Source organism: Paraliomyxa miuraensis (assembly GCF_026337845.1).
In the GTDB taxonomy this organism is placed as follows: Bacteria; Myxococcota_A; Polyangia; order Nannocystales; family Nannocystaceae; genus Paraliomyxa; species Paraliomyxa miuraensis.
Genome location: NZ_JAOVZF010000162.1, coordinates 637,443 through 651,798 on the forward strand (window position 1 = coordinate 637,443; position 14,356 = coordinate 651,798).

The following is a 14,356-nucleotide window of genomic DNA, read 5'->3' on the forward strand; positions in this document are numbered from 1 at the left end:
ACCCCACGGGAACGGGAACGGCGCGTGAACGGGGCGCAACCCACGGCTCGAGGCGCTTCCTCGGCAGACCAGGATGCATCGCGGCGTCGGGTTCTCGTGGTCGAGGACAACGAGGGCGACGTCGACCTCATTCGAGAGGTGCTGAAGGCACGGGCGCGGATCACCTGGTGTGCGACCGTGAGAGCGGCCCGCGAGACGCTCGAGCACCAGGACTTCGAGCTGATCCTCCTCGACCACGGGCTGCCGGACGGCAATGGCCTCACGCTGCTGGCCGAGCTGGTCAAGGCTCGGCCGACACGGCCGGTGATCATGCTGACCGGCCGTGAGGATCGCACGCTCGCACTCTCGGTGCTGGAGATGGGGGCGAGGAACTACCTGGTCAAGAGCGAGATCCTCGAGCACCTCTGGCCTGCGGTGTGCAGGGTGCTCGGCGGCGATCCAGAGGAGCCCTCGGTGCCTGGCACCCGGTTCGTGGACACGGCCGAGGCCTTCTATCCGCTCCTGCTCGAGACCATCGGCGAGGGGTGCTTGGTGTTCGACGAGGACGGAATCGTCACGTTCGCCAACCGGGCCGCGCGGACGTTCGTGGAGCGGCCCGACTCGCTCCTGGGAGCACCGGTGCTGGAGCTGTTGACCCCCGAGACCTGCGAGCCGCTGGCACGAGCGCTCGAGCAAGCGCGTGGGAGCACGAGCTCGGTTGGGTCGCACTTCAATGCGCGGATCCGGTCCCGCGGTGCTCCGCTGCCGGTGCGGATCTCCATGCACACGCTCCACCGGGGTGGCGGCAACGGTGGATTCGAGAACGGGATCCTGGTCCTGACCGACATGACCGAGCAGGTGCGAGCCCAGGAGCTGCGAAACGACGTGGTGCGCGCCATGCTGCACGACCTGCGCTCGCCGCTCAATGCGATCTACGGGTCGCTCAGCATGCTCGAGATCCTGGATCTGTGCACGGAGACCCAAGAAGCGCAGGAGTTCATCTCGCTGATCTCGATCGGGGCCCAGCAGCTGCTGGCGCTGGTCGACCAGAACCTCGACATCGAGCGGTTCGAGGCGGGGGACCTGCCGCTTTCGTGCACCGAGGCGGATCTGGCCGAGGAGCTGCGGCTCGCGATCCGGGCCCAGAAGGCGATCACGACGGACAAGGCGCTCGCGATCGTGTGCGACATCAAGACCGCCGATTCCGTGGCGTGGTGCGACGCGAAGCTCATCGGTCGGGTGCTGCAGAACCTGCTGGGCAACGCCATCCGCTACTCTCGCACGCACGAGAGGATCGTGATCGCGCTCGAGCGCATCCGCGGTGGCTCGTTGTCAGATGCCCACGTCGACGGGTCGTCGGCCGAGCCCGGCCCCGAGGAAGTGCTGCGCCTGTCGGTGAGCGACGAGGGGCCCGGCGTGCCGCCGGAGATCGGCGAGCGCATCTTCGACAAGTTCATCCGTGGCAAGGACGGCGGAAGTGGCCTGGGGCTGACGTTCTGCAAGATGGTCGTCGAGGCGCACGGCGGGCGCATTTGGTTCGAGAAGAACACGCCGCGCGGCACCAGGTTCATGGTGGAGATTCCCGTCGTTCGGTCCGCCTGAGAGGCGCGGCCGAGGGCTGTGGCCGCGGGCGTCGCGACTGGTCCCCATGACCGGCCTCATGACCGCGTCTTCTCCGCACCGAAGGAGGACGGCCGGAATCTCTCCGGTTGGGAACCAATCGCATCGAGGCGATGATGGGCCATGCAGTCGCCGCCCCCCGCTGGTATGCCGACCCGCCCCGGTTGGTACCCCGATCCGTGGAATCGGAACCAGTGGCGTTGGTGGGATGGCTGGACGTGGACGACGCACGTCAACGCCCGCGCCAAGAAGCCCGCGCTTCCGGGCTGGTTGAGCGTACCGGTGATCATCGCCTCGATCCTGGTCGTGCCCGTGGTGGTGATTGCGGCCGCGATGCTCCCCGTGGTGGTGGCGCTGGCGATGGTCCCCATCGCCATCGTGCTCCCGGTGATGCTGTGGCTCGATCGGGTGGAGCCCGAGCCCTGGGCGGCGCTCGTGCACGCGTTCCTGTGGGGAGCCACCGTGTCGGTGCTGGTGGCGTCGATCTGCAACGCCACGGTGGGGATCATTGGAGGGCCCGTGCTCGCGTCGGTGACCTCGGCGCCGCTGGTCGAGGAGGCGATGAAGGCGGGGGGCATCCTCTACGCCGTGCGGCGGCGCGAGGTCGACGGTCCGATGGATGGGATCATCTATGCCGGCTGGACCGCGGTCGGCTTTGCGGTGGTCGAGAACGTCGAGTATCTCGTGCAAGCGCAGCAAGAAGGACAGCTCGCCGCCGTGTTCGTGCTGCGAGGTCTGATGGGTCCGTTCGCGCATCCGCTGTTCACCGCGTGGACGGGGCTCGCGATCGGCGGTGCCGTCGCGGCCGGGCGTCCCGTGTTTCCGCGCATGCTGTGGGGCTACGCGCTGGCCGTGCTCAGCCACGCGCTCTGGAATGGATCCGCCGCGGCGCCGCAGCTGCTCGGTGACATGGGGGTGCAGCTGCTGGGGGCCACGGTGTTGGCGTTCGTGACGGTGTTCACCACGTTCGGCATCGTGCTCTACGTGGTGCGTCGCAAGGAGGAGCGGCGGTTTGCCCAGGCGGTGCCCTGGCTGGCGCAGCAGTACGGGCTGGCCGTGAACGAGGTCGCGCTGTTCGGTGATCTCGGGGCGATGAGCAAGACGCGGCGACGTCTCACCAAGGATCAGCGACGGTGGTTCGATCGCATGCATGCCGCGCTTGCCCGGCTGGCCGTGCTGCACGCTCGACCGGGGACGCCCGATCCGGGGACGCACCAGGCGCTGGCGGAGCAGCTCCAGCAGGCGCGGTTCGGGACGGGCGGGTGAGGTGCGGATTGCGGTGCAGGGGCGGCTGGAAGCGGGATCGCGGGGCGGTAGCGCTTGGGATGGCCCTGGTGCCCGGTCGCGGTCGGCTCGCTTGACCAGACCGAGGTCGACCGCGAAGCGTCGGTCGTCCTCGGGCACGTTGCCCAACAGCTCGCCGGCACGGACCCGCGGTGTTGAAGAACCGGGCCATGGGGACGGGCGCGACGATAGCAGGCTATCGTGGGTCATGCGCTTCGCTTCGCTTTGCCTCCGCACCCTCGCCATTCCCCTGGTCGTTGCTCCTCTCTCCGCTTGTGGCGACGACGAGGGCGAGACCGGCGCCACGACGACCACCACGACCAACTCGACCGCGTCGTCATCGAGCACCGATGCCGACTCGGGCACCACCGCGGTGGCGACCACCGACGAGCCCGGGACCTCGACCGACATGGCCTCGACCACGGCCGAGTCCGCCGACTCGACCACCGGGGGACCCGCGGGTGATCCCGCCTATCCCCCCATCGACAACGGCTCGTGCCCCAGTGGCACCGCGCCCGTGTTGCTCCCGGGCGCGCATGTGTGCGCGCCGTTCTGCGGCAGCGCCGATGACATGTGCCCGATGGCGGCCAGCGGCGACGCACCCGCCCAGTGCACGCCCTTTGCCGGCATGGGGGGCAGCGGCGATCCCTGCGACGACATGACGCCGTGCGCGATGAACGAGACCTGCAACGAAGGCACCTGCGCCGACGTGGCGTTCTGGGCCTGCCAGCTGGTGTGCGCCGATGGACAGGCCTGTCCCGACGGCATGCAGTGCTCCGGCGTGGGCACCTGTGGCTACCCGTAGCCGTTGCGGTAGGTTCGGCCCATGAGCCCTTCGACCCGGCGCGGCGCCCTCGAGCGCGATGGCTTCTCGCTGTCCTACTCGATCGAGGGAGCGGGCGTCCCCACGCTGGTGATCGGCAGCAGCGTCTACTATCCGCGCACGTTCTCCGCGGGCCTGCGTGGCCACCTCCAGCTGGTGTTCCTCGATCACCGCGGCTTCGGTCGCTGCACGCGACCGCTGACGCCATCCGACGTGGAGCTGTCGGTGCTCGTCGAGGACGTGGAGGCCCTGCGCGAGCACCTCGGGCTCCCGCGCGTGCTCGTGGTCGGGCACTCGGGACACGGCTACATGGCGATGGCCTACGCCAAGGCGTACCCCGAGCGCACCCTGGGGGTGGTCGCCCTGGCCATGAGCCCCGATGGGAGCCCCGCGAGCCAGGCCGCGGCCGATCGGTACCTCGAGGAATCGGTCGACCCCACGCGCAAGCAGCTGCTCGCCGCCTCGATGGAGGGCCTGGGCGCGGCCATCGAGCGCGACCCGGACCGCCGCTTCATCGCGTACTGCCTCGCGAGCGGTCCTCGCATCTGGTTCGACCCGCGCTTCGACGCCGCGGCGCTGTGGGAAGGGGTCGAGGTGATCCCCGAGGTCTTCGATCACGTGTGGGGTGCAACGTTCGCCACCATCGACATCCGCCGCGATGCCGAGCGAATCACGATGCCGGTGTTCCTCGGTCTGGGACGCTACGACTTCTGGAACCCGCCGCATCTGTGGGAGCCGCTGCGGCCGTTCCTTCCCACGCTGCACGTTCGGGTGTTCGAGCGCAGCGGTCACACGCCGCAGCTCGAGGAGCCCGAGCGCTTCGACGACGAGCTGCTGAGCTGGGCGCGAAGGCACGGGATCTCGAGCGGCGGCTGAACCGTTCGAGCGGCGAACTCGACCCCGCATCAGCTGCGCGATCGGCGAACTTGGCGCCAGCCTGGCGCGGCGCCGGTCCCGCTCGGAGCGCCGTTTCCGTCATCTGCGTGATTTCCGCCGGCGATGGACGGCGTTTCGTGAGGTCCAGGTGCGATCGAAGGCGCGCACCGGAAGGCGGGAATCCGGCCCTAGACCCCTGCTACGCCCACGATCTTGTCACTTGCGTCCCCCGGGACCCTGTGCGAGAACCAGCCTCGAAGTTCACTGACACGTGTGTCAGTGACGACATCGTCAGTGACGGCATCGTCACTGACGCAACCGTCACCGAACCTCCGGCCGCTGCCTCGCGCCCGACCCTTCTCTTCGATTTCAGGGAGACCCCGACCATGGCCACCCACGCCGAGAACCGCACCCAGCTCCTCAAGGTCATCCAGCAGCCAGAGGTGCAGCAGCTCCTCGACCAGGCGCGCGAGCGCTTCTCCGAGGAAGAGGGCGTCAGCTTCCACTCGATCAACATGCAGTTCCAGCGGCCGGTCGAGCACGGCTTCACCGCTGATCAGCGGCCGTTCACCACCATGCTGTTCGGCGGCTTCACGTTCCGGCACGAGTACCTGATCCAGGCCCACTTCCAGCGCCTGGGCTACAACGTCGAGCCGCTGCCCACGCCCAACACCGACGCGTTCCAGAAGGGCAAGGAGTACGGCAACAACGGCCAGTGCAACCCCACCTACTTCACCGTGGGCAACCTCGTGCAGTACCTCGAGTACCTGCGCGACGAGCAGGGGATGTCGACCCAGGAGATCATCGACAAGTACTTCTTCATCACCGCGGGCGCGTGTGGGCCGTGCCGCTTCGGCATGTACGAGGCCGAGTACCGGCTGGCGCTGCGCAACTCGGGCTTCGACGGCTTCCGCGTGATGCTGTTCCAGCAAAAGGGCGGCCTCAAGCAGGGCGACGTGAAGGCCGGCCTCGAGATGAACGCCGACTTCTTCATGGGTCTGGTCACCTGCATCAACATGGGCGACCTGCTCAACGAGCTGGCCAACCAGATCCGCCCCTACGAGGTGGTGCCGGGGCAGACCGACCGCGTGCTGGCGGAGGCGCTGCAGTTCATGGGCGATGCCATCAAGCAGATCCCGCCCGCACAGGTCTCGGGCAAGCTCCGCGAGATCCTCGCCAGCCAGAGCGAGGGCGCGCTCGACAAGCTCGATCTGGTGGTCAAGTTCCTCGACCTGCTCACCACCGAGGACTACACCGCGCCGCTGCGCGAGGTGGCTCGGCGCATGAACGAGATCGAGGTCGATCGCCTGCAGCCCAAGCCCGTGGTCAAGGTGACCGGCGAGTTCTGGGCCCAGACCACCGAGGGCGACGGCAACTTCAACATGTTCCGCTTCCTGCAGGGCGAGGGGGCGGAGATCATCACCGAGCCGATCGCGACCTGGATCACCTACTTGATGTGGCAGGAGAAGATCAAGGCGGCCGACCGCCGCGCGCTCGACGAGGCCGAGGGCGAGCTCAAGTGGTACGACGTCCGCAAGCGCGTGCAGCTCGAGAGCAAGTACTACAAGAAGCGCGCGATGATGGCCTTTGCCGACAAGGTCTACCGCCGCGAGTACGATCGCCTCAGGGGCGCCCTGGGCGGCACCACCCACGCCATCGTCGACATGTTCGAGATGGAGGAGCTGGCGCACAAGTTCTACCACACGCGCTCCGAGGGCGGTGAGGGGCACCTCGAGGTGGCCAAGAACATCTACTACACGGTCAAGGGCATCGCGCACATGGTGCTGTCGCTCAAGCCGTTCGGCTGCATGCCGTCGACCCAGAGCGACGGCGCGCAGTCGGCCGTGATCAACCACTTCAAGGACATGATCTACCTGCCGATCGAGACCTCGGGCGAGGGTGAGATCAACGCGCACAGCCGCGTGCAGATGGCCCTGGGTGAGGCCAAGGCCAAGGCCAAGGTCGAGTTCTTCGGCGTGGTCGAGGGCTCGGGCTACGCGCTCGAGGACCTGCGTGCCTTCCAGCGCTCGCACCCCGAGCTGAATCGGCCGCTGTTCCACGTGCCCGAGTACGAGGGCATGACCGGCACCGGTGCTCGCTTCGCGCGCTACCTGATCGAGCGCATGAAGGCCGAGGGCGTGCGGCCGGGCTCGCGCACCAGGCCGGACTCCGAGCTGGCCGCCGAGTAGGCCGCACGCGGTCCCGGCTTCTCCTTCGTCTCCTCCCGAACCGGATCATCGATGATGAGCGACCGTCAGTTTCGTATTGGCTTCGACCTGGGCTCCACCACCGTCAAGGCGGTGGTCGTCGACGTGGGCAGCGACGAGATCGTGTGGAAGGACTACCGCCGCCACGACTCCAAGCAGCCCGAGAAGGCGTGCGAGATGCTGCAAGACATCGAGCGCGACGTGGGCGTGCGGGCCGGCAACGCCCGCATGTTCATCACCGGCTCGGGTGGCGGCAACGTGGGTCGCCTGGTGGGGGCCAAGTTCGTGCAGGAGGTCAACGCCGTCTCGATGGCGGTGGAGAAGCTGCACCCCGAGGTCAACTCGGTGATCGAGCTGGGCGGCCAGGATGCCAAGATCATCGTGTTCAAGCCCGACCCCGAGAGCGGTCGCAAGAAGAAGATCCCCTCGATGAACGACAAGTGTGCCGGCGGCACCGGGGCGGTCATCGACAAGATCAACGCCAAGCTCAAGCTGCCGCCCGAGCAGCTGTGCAACGCGCGGCACACGGGGCTCAAGCTGCACCCGGTGGCGGGCAAGTGCGGCGTGTTCGCCGAGACCGACATCAACTCGCTGCAGAAGATGGGCGTGCCGGCCGACGAGCTGATGGCCTCGCTGTTCGAGTCCATCATCCAGCAGAACCTGTCGGTGCTGACCCGCGGGCACACGCTCATGCCCCACGTGATGCTGCTGGGCGGGCCCAACACGTACATCCGCGGGATGCAGGAGGCGTGGCGCGCCAACATCCCGCCGATCTGGGAGGAGCGCGAGGTGCCGCTGCCGCCGTGCGACGACCCGGCCGAGCTCATCATCGTGCCCGACAACGCGCAGTACTACGCGGCCCTGGGCGCGGCCGAGTTCGGCAAGGACGAGGACGACGTGGTCGGCCGCTACAAGGGCATGGACGGCCTGCGGTGGTACATCGACGTGGGTCGCAAGGAAGAGAAGAAGAAAGCCGGCGGCCACGGCCTGGCCAAGGACGACGCCGAGCTGCAGGCGTTCAAGACCAAGTACCAGCCCGAGAAGTTCGTGCCCGCCACCTTCGAGGCCGGCACGACCGTGCGGGCCTACGTCGGGATCGACGGCGGCAGCACCTCGAGCAAGGCGGTGCTCCTGTCCGAGGACGCCCAGATCCTCGCCAAGGTCTACCAGCTCTCGAAGGGCAACCCGATCGAGGACACCAAGGACCTGTTCGCCGACCTGCAGGGGCAGGTGGCAGAGTGCGGCGCCACGCTCGAGATCCTCGGGGTGGGCACCACCGGCTACGCCAAGGACATCCTCAAGGACGTGCTGCGGGCCGACGCCGCCATCGTGGAGACGGTGGCACACTGCGAGAGCGCGCTGCACTTCTACGACGACGTCGACGTGGTGTGCGACGTGGGCGGCCAGGACATCAAGATCATCATCTTGAAGAATGGCAAGGTGAAGGACTTCAAGCTCAACACGCAGTGCTCGGCCGGCAACGGCTACTTCCTGCAGGGCACCGCGGCGGGCTTCGGGTACGACGTGCGGCAGTACGCCGACGTGGCGTTCGCGGCCGAGTCGATGCCGATGTTCGGCTACGGCTGCGCCGTGTTCATGCAGAGCGACATCGTCGACTTCCAGCGCCAGGGCTGGGCCCCCGAGGAGATCATGGCGGGGCTGGCCAACGTGCTGCCCAAGAACATCTGGCTCTACGTCTCGCAGATCCCCAACCTCGCCAAGCTCGGGCGCCGCTTCGTGCTGCAAGGCGGCACCCAGCACAACCTGGCCGCGGTCAAGTCGCAGGTGGACTTCATCCAGGAGCGCTTCGTGTCCAAGGGGCTCGAGGCCGAGGTGATCGTGCACAAGCACTGCGGCGAGTCGGGGGCCATCGGCGCGGCGCTCGAGGCCCGACGCATGCATCAGCGGCTGGGGCACCAGACCCAGTGGATCGGGCTCCAGAAGGTCCCGGGCATCGAGTACCGGCAGAAGCGCGACGAGAGCACGCGCTGCTACTTCTGCAAGAACAAGTGCCTGCGCACGTTCATCGACGTCGACATCGAGCTCGAGAACGACGAGGCCCAGACCCGCATGGCGGGGGGCGAGCTGCTGCAGATCCGCAAGCACAGCGAAGACACCCAGATGGCCACCAAGCGCCTCATCATCGCCACCTGTGAGAAGGGCGAGGTCGAGGACGTCGAGTCGATGCGCAAGATCAAGAGCGGGCTCGACCGGGCCAAGAAGGACTACCCGAACTTCGCCGCGATCGCGGCCAAGGACGTGTGGAAGGCGGTCAAGCCGCCGCTGGTCGCCGACGATCCGGCGGAGGTCGAGCGGGGGCTCGGGCTGCCCGAGGCGATCGAGCTGCCGCCCACGCTGAGCAAGTACCAGGACAAGGTCAGCGGGCTGCTGAAGCGGATCAACCGCAGCGAGAAGGTGGCGCAGCTGCTCGAGCAGGCGGGTGATCGAGTGCCGGGGGCGCAGCAGGTCAAGGCGCGCGCCGAGGCGACCCGTGCTCGCGCCGAGAAGATCCGCGCCCGCGGCAAGCTGCGGATCGGGATCCCGCGCGTGCTGAACCAGTACTCGCAAAACCCGTTCTTCTCGGCCTACTTCGAGGCGCTGGGCGTCAAGGCGAGCAACCTGATCTACTCCGACTACACGTCGGAGGAGATGTACAAGGAGGGGGCCAAGCGCGGCGCGATCGATCCGTGCTTCCCCTCCAAGGTGTGCATCGCCCACATGCACAACCTGCTCGAGGTCAAGCACAAGAAGAAGCCGCTCGATCTGATCGTGTTTCCGCAGGTCGACTCGATGGACACGTGGCTGAGCTCGTCCGTGGGCGCGCGTGCGTGCCCCACCGTGGTCGGCTCGGCCGACACCACCAAGGCCGCGTTCGTGAAGGAGCGCGACATCTTCGTGGACAAGGGCATCCTGCACATCGTGCCGTTCGTGCACATGCGGGAGCCCAAGCTGTGCAAGCGCGAGCTGCTGGGCTACTTCGGCGACGTGCTGGGCCTGTCCGAGGAGGAGAACGCGCGCGCGGTCGAGGAGGGCTACCGGGCGCAGGAGCGCTTCGTCGTAGAGCTGCGCAAGCAGGGGCGGCAGGTGCTGAAGCAGCTCGAGGAGGACGATCGCATCGGGATCGTGCTGCTCGCCCGGCCCTACCACAACGACCCGGGCATGAACCACGAGATCCCCGACGAGCTGCAGAAGCTGGGCTACCCCATCTTCACGATCCACTCGCTGCCGATCGACGACGACATCGTGCAGCCGCTGTTCGCCGACGACATCGAGGCCGGGTTCATCAAGGATCCGTTCGACATCTACGACGTGTGGAAGAACAGCTACTCGGAGAACACCAACCAGAAGGTGTGGGCGGCCAAGTACTGCGCGCGACATCCCAACCTGGTGGCGCTGGAGCTGAGCTCCTTCAAGTGCGGGCACGATGCGCCGATCTACACGGTGATCGAGGAGATCGTGGAGACCTCGGGCACGCCGTACTTCTCGTTCAAGGACATCGACGAGAACAAGCCCACGGGGTCGATCAAGATCCGCACCGAGACCATCGGCTACTTCCTGCGGCGCTATCAGGAGGATCTGCGCACCGACAAGCCGGCGCGCGGACGCGTGGCCGAGAAGATGCGGCAGTACCAGGCCGAGCTGCTCGCGAAGATCGAGGCGGCGCAGGTCCGGTTGGGGGCCGAGGCCGCGGAGAAGCCCGACGTGCTGCTGGACGTCGCCGGGCTGCGGTCCACGGCGGTGGACAAGCGCTACCGCGACCTGGCCCACGCCAAGGAGGTCAACGCGTCGCAGGCCCAAACGCTCAACAAGACCGCAGGGGCGCACCGTGGTGCGGAGGCACCGCGTCCGGCCGAGGCGCCAGCCAGCGCGCCCGCGGCCAAGCGCAGCGAGCCGTAGACGGCTCGCCCCAGCGTCGCGACGGCGACGTCTTCCTATCCCTTGCGCGCCAGCGTGCCCTCGAGGCGGCCGAGTGTGACGTCGGCGTGATCCTTCATGATGACGAAGGGACGGGTCTCGAGATACAGGCCGCCCGAGCCGTCGTGCTCGACCACCTGCAGGGCCCCCATGCCGTAGCCCATGGGGCCGCGCGAGAAGTAGTTGGCCTCGAAGCGGTAGGGGTAGGCTTTTGGGACGCCCTCGATGGCAAAGCACTCGGGTCCGTAGCCATCGCGCACGTCGGCGTAGAGCGCACCGCCCGAAGGCAGGCTGCGCTCGCGGTAGTAGGCGTGGTCGCCGTTGCCATCGTAGACGTGGAAGTCCACGTCGTTGGCGTCCGTCTCCCAGGTCATCACGAAGCGCGTGGAGGCAGCGGTGGCGATGGTGACGCCCGCCTTGGCCGCGCGGGTGTGGATCTCGTCGGCGCGGGCGGGCTGGTCGTGGACCCACGCCGCCGCAACGAGGCCCGCATCCTCGCTCAGGATCCGCTGCGCGGCCTCGAACCGATCCTCCGGGTACTTCTGCTCCAGCCCGAACACGAGCGCGTCGAAGGCCGACTCGTACATGCCAGCGCGAGTCAGTGCGAAGGCGAGCATGCGGTGGCTCGACGGGTGATCGGGACGCTGCTCCACCGCATGTCGATGGGTGTCGATGGCCAGGGTGAGTGCCGCATCGTCGCCGAGTCGCTCGAGTCGGGAGCCGGCGTGGCGGCGTAGGTCGGCGCGAGAGGGGAACAGCTCGAGGATCGAGCCGTACGCGCGAGCGGCCGCGTGGAGCCTGCCCTGGCGCTCGAGCGCCTCACCGAGGGCCAGCAGCGCAACCACGTCGCCCGGCGACTCGTCGCGCCACTGCAGCGCCATCTGCAGCGCGGCGTCGATCTGGTCGGCCTCGAGCGCCTTCATCACGTCGAACATGCGACCCTCGTAGGGGCTGCCCTCGGTGCGCTTGGCCTCTGCCGCACGACGGGCTTCCTCTTCGATCCGCTGGGCGTCTCGTGCCTCGGCCGCGCGCTGGGCCTCGGCGATCTGGGCCTCCTGCTCGGGGGTGAGGGGTTCCGGTCGTGGTGCCGGTCCATCGCCGGGAGAGAGCACGAACGGATGGGTCACCAGCACGAGGCCGGAGCTGGGCGGCTTGGGGAATTTCCAGCGCTTGACGGCACGCGCGATGCACGTGGACACGCTGGCGTCGGGCAGCGTGGACTCGGCGACCGCCGACGAGGGCACCTTGCCCTGCGGGTCGATCGCGAACTGCACCGTCACGCGTCCGTGGAGGTTGGGGTCGCGCTCGAGCCCCTGGTTGTAGCAGTAGCGGACCTCGTTGATGTGGGCCCGCACGATGCGGCGAATGATGTCGCGGTCGAGCGTGCCCTGGACGGTGGCCTTGGCCATGCGAACCCGGGGGACCTGTCGGCCTCGGCCTCCAAAGCCGGCCCCCGCGCCTCGACCGTAGCCGCTGCGCTTGCTCGAGCCGCCGCCCTTGCCGATGAGGCCGGTGTTGCCGATGCCGACGGTGCCCTCACCGGTGCCGCCGCCACCTCGACCGGTGCCCACCAAGCCCAGGCCGCCCACGCCAAACGACTCTCCGACCTCGGTACCGGTCAGGCCGCCCCACACGTCCTCGTCGTCGTTCATCATCGGGAGCGACGAGTCCGGTGGCGGTGGTTCGACCGCGCCGAGGTCGGGATCGAATGCGCGCGCCATCTGTGGGATCGCGTCGGTCGGCGAGGGTCGACTCGCGGTGGGCTCCCCCTTGGGCTCGTCACGAGCGAGCCACTCCAGCCCGTGGGGTCCCACCACGAGAATGTCCGAGAGCCCTCGCCGGGTGAAGCCGAAGCGCTCGTAGTCCCACTCGGTCTCGAGCACCAGCAAGGCGGTGAAGTCCGACAGCACGCGGTGGGTCACGGAGAGGTCCACGATGCGCTGCTGCAGACGCACGCGACCGCCCGTGTCGCCGGGATCGAGCTGCGAGCGCTGGAGCTGGAGGTCCTGGATGCGGGCGCCCGTCCATGCGCGCTGGAGCAGCGGTCGGTCCACGGCGGTGAGCGGGACCTCGGTGCGGATGGTCTCGGTGCCCTCGAGCACCACCGTCATTGCGGCGCTCTTGGGCAGGTTGGCGTAGACGAGCACCTCGTCGCCGGGCTGTAGGCCCTCGACGGTGCGAGGCCAGCTCCACGTGCTGCCCTCGACCGAGATCGCCACGTCGGGCAGGGTGGTGCGGAGGAGAGCGTCCGCGAGGCGGGCCGGTGGACGATCGGCGTCGGCCACCGTTCCGTTGCGCGCCAGGGCGGTGGTGATCTGCTGGAGCACGGCTCGGTCTTGCAGGCCGCCGTCGATGATGGCGTCGATTCGTCCCACCCCCACGCGCTCGAGGCTCTGGGCCGCGGCCGTGAGCTCGGAGACCTCGTCGTCTCCCGCCGTGGTCACGCCATCGGTCATCAGCAGCACGCGGCCGTCGCTGCCGCTGATGGTGGCCACGCGCCGCAGGGCGCTGGCGAGGTCGGATGCCCCGAGGGCGCGGCGGGTGTAGAGCGCCTGCAGGTGCTCGGCTCCGAACCCGCTGGCCTTGCCGTCGAAGACGAGCGACATGTCCTGATCGAACGCGGCCACGCGCAGCGAGAAGTCACCGGCTCGCGAACGCAGCGCTTCGATCACCTCGCCGAGCTGGCGAACCTTGGCGTCGAAGCCGAGCGCTCGCGAGGCGCTCGTGTCGAACAGAATCGTCAGATCGGTGAGCGGCTCGGGGGCGAGCGAGCCCTCCACCGTGACGCGGGCCATCGCGATGTCGTCGTTGCGCAGCCCCACGGCGTGCCGCGGTCGAAACGCCGCCACCTCGAGGTCCCGGTCGGGCATGTGGTGGGTCTCGTGAATCTCGATGACCTCCCGCTTGGTGGCGGTGCCGCCCGGTGTCGGCTCTCCGGCGGGGCGATCGACGAGGATGCGCGCGTCGAAGGCGTCGAGCTCGGGCAGGCCCCGCAGCGGCAGGCGGTAGGGTTCTTCCGCGTCGGGAAGCTCCTGCGAGTAGGAGACGATGAGCTCCTTGGTTCCCTTGGCGGGAATGGGGAAGACCCGCGCGCTGAAGCGGTTGCCGGCCTCCTTCTCCATCAAGGCGGGGTCTTGCTTGCGGTGCAGGAAGTCCTCGTAGGCCACGCGGGCGGCCTGTCGCTCGAGCACCTCGCCCTCTTGCCACCGACCGTCGATCTTCATCGCCAGGCGGGAGATCGCGGCGCGCGGGGGTAGGTCGATGGTGAAGCGTCCTTCGAGCGTGCGGTTCTCCGGGTTCTCGAACACGAGGTGCAGCTCGGTGTAGGCCAGGGGCTCTTGCACCGAGGCGTTGGCTTGCAGCGACACCAGTCGCAGGCCCGTGCCGTCCGACGCGGTCAGCGACAGCGGAGGGGCGGTCGAGGCGGCGTCGGGGGGTGGAAGTGTGCGGCTCGGAAGATCGGACGGGATCGAGGTGACGGGCGTGGGCGGGATCGAGAGCTGCTCGGGGGTCGCCTCCTCCTGGAGAGGCTCGCGCGCCGTGCACGCGACCAGCAACAAGGGGGCCGTCAGCAGGGTCGAGCGCGAGCGTCGGGAGGGCCTACGGACGGGCGAAGGGCGCGGCATGGGCGACTGGACAAGCCGAGGCCGCT

Annotated in this window: 7 protein-coding genes; 6 read left to right on the plus strand and 1 reads right to left on the minus strand. The window is 68.4% G+C overall.

The genetic code is table 11. The features are described from left to right. Positions 1 to 96 precede the first annotated feature (96 nt). The 6 genes from OEB96_RS40025 to OEB96_RS40050 all read left to right on the plus strand — a co-directional run bounded on the left by OEB96_RS40025 (position 97) and on the right by OEB96_RS40050 (position 10,686). Positions 97 to 1,581 (plus strand): hybrid sensor histidine kinase/response regulator, encoded by a 1,485-nt coding sequence (locus tag OEB96_RS40025; RefSeq protein WP_266222188.1) that lies wholly within the window; start codon positions 97 to 99, stop codon positions 1,579 to 1,581. Between the two features lie 141 nt (positions 1,582 to 1,722). Further along, a complete protein-coding gene (locus OEB96_RS40030; RefSeq protein WP_266222189.1) occupies positions 1,723 to 2,865 on the plus strand; it encodes a PrsW family glutamic-type intramembrane protease in 1,143 nt (380 codons plus the stop codon). Positions 2,866 to 3,091: 226 nt separating this feature from the next. Further along, positions 3,092 to 3,688, plus strand: coding sequence for a hypothetical protein (locus tag OEB96_RS40035; protein WP_266222190.1), 597 nt, complete (start codon positions 3,092 to 3,094; stop codon positions 3,686 to 3,688). A 21-nt stretch (positions 3,689 to 3,709) separates the two neighbouring features. Then, the gene (locus OEB96_RS40040; RefSeq protein ID WP_266222191.1) at positions 3,710 to 4,582 is read left to right on the plus strand and encodes an alpha/beta fold hydrolase; all 873 of its coding nucleotides are present in this window, start codon (positions 3,710 to 3,712) and stop codon (positions 4,580 to 4,582) included. A 386-nt stretch (positions 4,583 to 4,968) separates the two neighbouring features. Further along, positions 4,969 to 6,771 carry a 2-hydroxyglutaryl-CoA dehydratase gene (locus tag OEB96_RS40045; RefSeq protein ID WP_266222192.1) on the plus strand — a complete coding sequence of 601 codons (1,803 nt, stop codon included), beginning with the start codon at positions 4,969 to 4,971 and terminating at the stop codon, positions 6,769 to 6,771. Positions 6,772 to 6,822: 51 nt separating this feature from the next. Next, positions 6,823 to 10,686 carry a BadF/BadG/BcrA/BcrD ATPase family protein gene (locus tag OEB96_RS40050; RefSeq protein WP_266222193.1) on the plus strand — a complete coding sequence of 1,288 codons (3,864 nt, stop codon included), beginning with the start codon at positions 6,823 to 6,825 and terminating at the stop codon, positions 10,684 to 10,686. 35 nt (positions 10,687 to 10,721) lie between these two features. Here OEB96_RS40050 and OEB96_RS40055 read toward each other — a convergent pair whose 3' ends face one another. Then, entirely contained in the window at positions 10,722 to 14,330 is a 3,609-nt protein-coding gene (locus OEB96_RS40055; protein ID WP_266222194.1) for an AgmX/PglI C-terminal domain-containing protein, read from the minus strand. Positions 14,331 to 14,356: the final 26 nt, after the last annotated feature.

Bases quoted from the DNA above. Each gene is read 5' to 3' on its own strand.
- OEB96_RS40045 (WP_266222192.1), top strand. From the start codon at position 4,969: ATGGCCACCCACGCCGAGAACCGCACCCAGCTCCTCAAGGTCATCCAG.
- OEB96_RS40035 (WP_266222190.1), top strand. From the start codon at position 3,092: ATGCGCTTCGCTTCGCTTTGCCTCCGCACCCTCGCCATTCCCCTGGTC.
- OEB96_RS40055 (WP_266222194.1), bottom strand. From the start codon at position 14,330: ATGCCGCGCCCTTCGCCCGTCCGTAGGCCCTCCCGACGCTCGCGCTCG.
- OEB96_RS40030 (WP_266222189.1), top strand. From the start codon at position 1,723: ATGCAGTCGCCGCCCCCCGCTGGTATGCCGACCCGCCCCGGTTGGTAC.
- OEB96_RS40050 (WP_266222193.1), top strand. From the start codon at position 6,823: ATGATGAGCGACCGTCAGTTTCGTATTGGCTTCGACCTGGGCTCCACC.
- OEB96_RS40040 (WP_266222191.1), top strand. From the start codon at position 3,710: ATGAGCCCTTCGACCCGGCGCGGCGCCCTCGAGCGCGATGGCTTCTCG.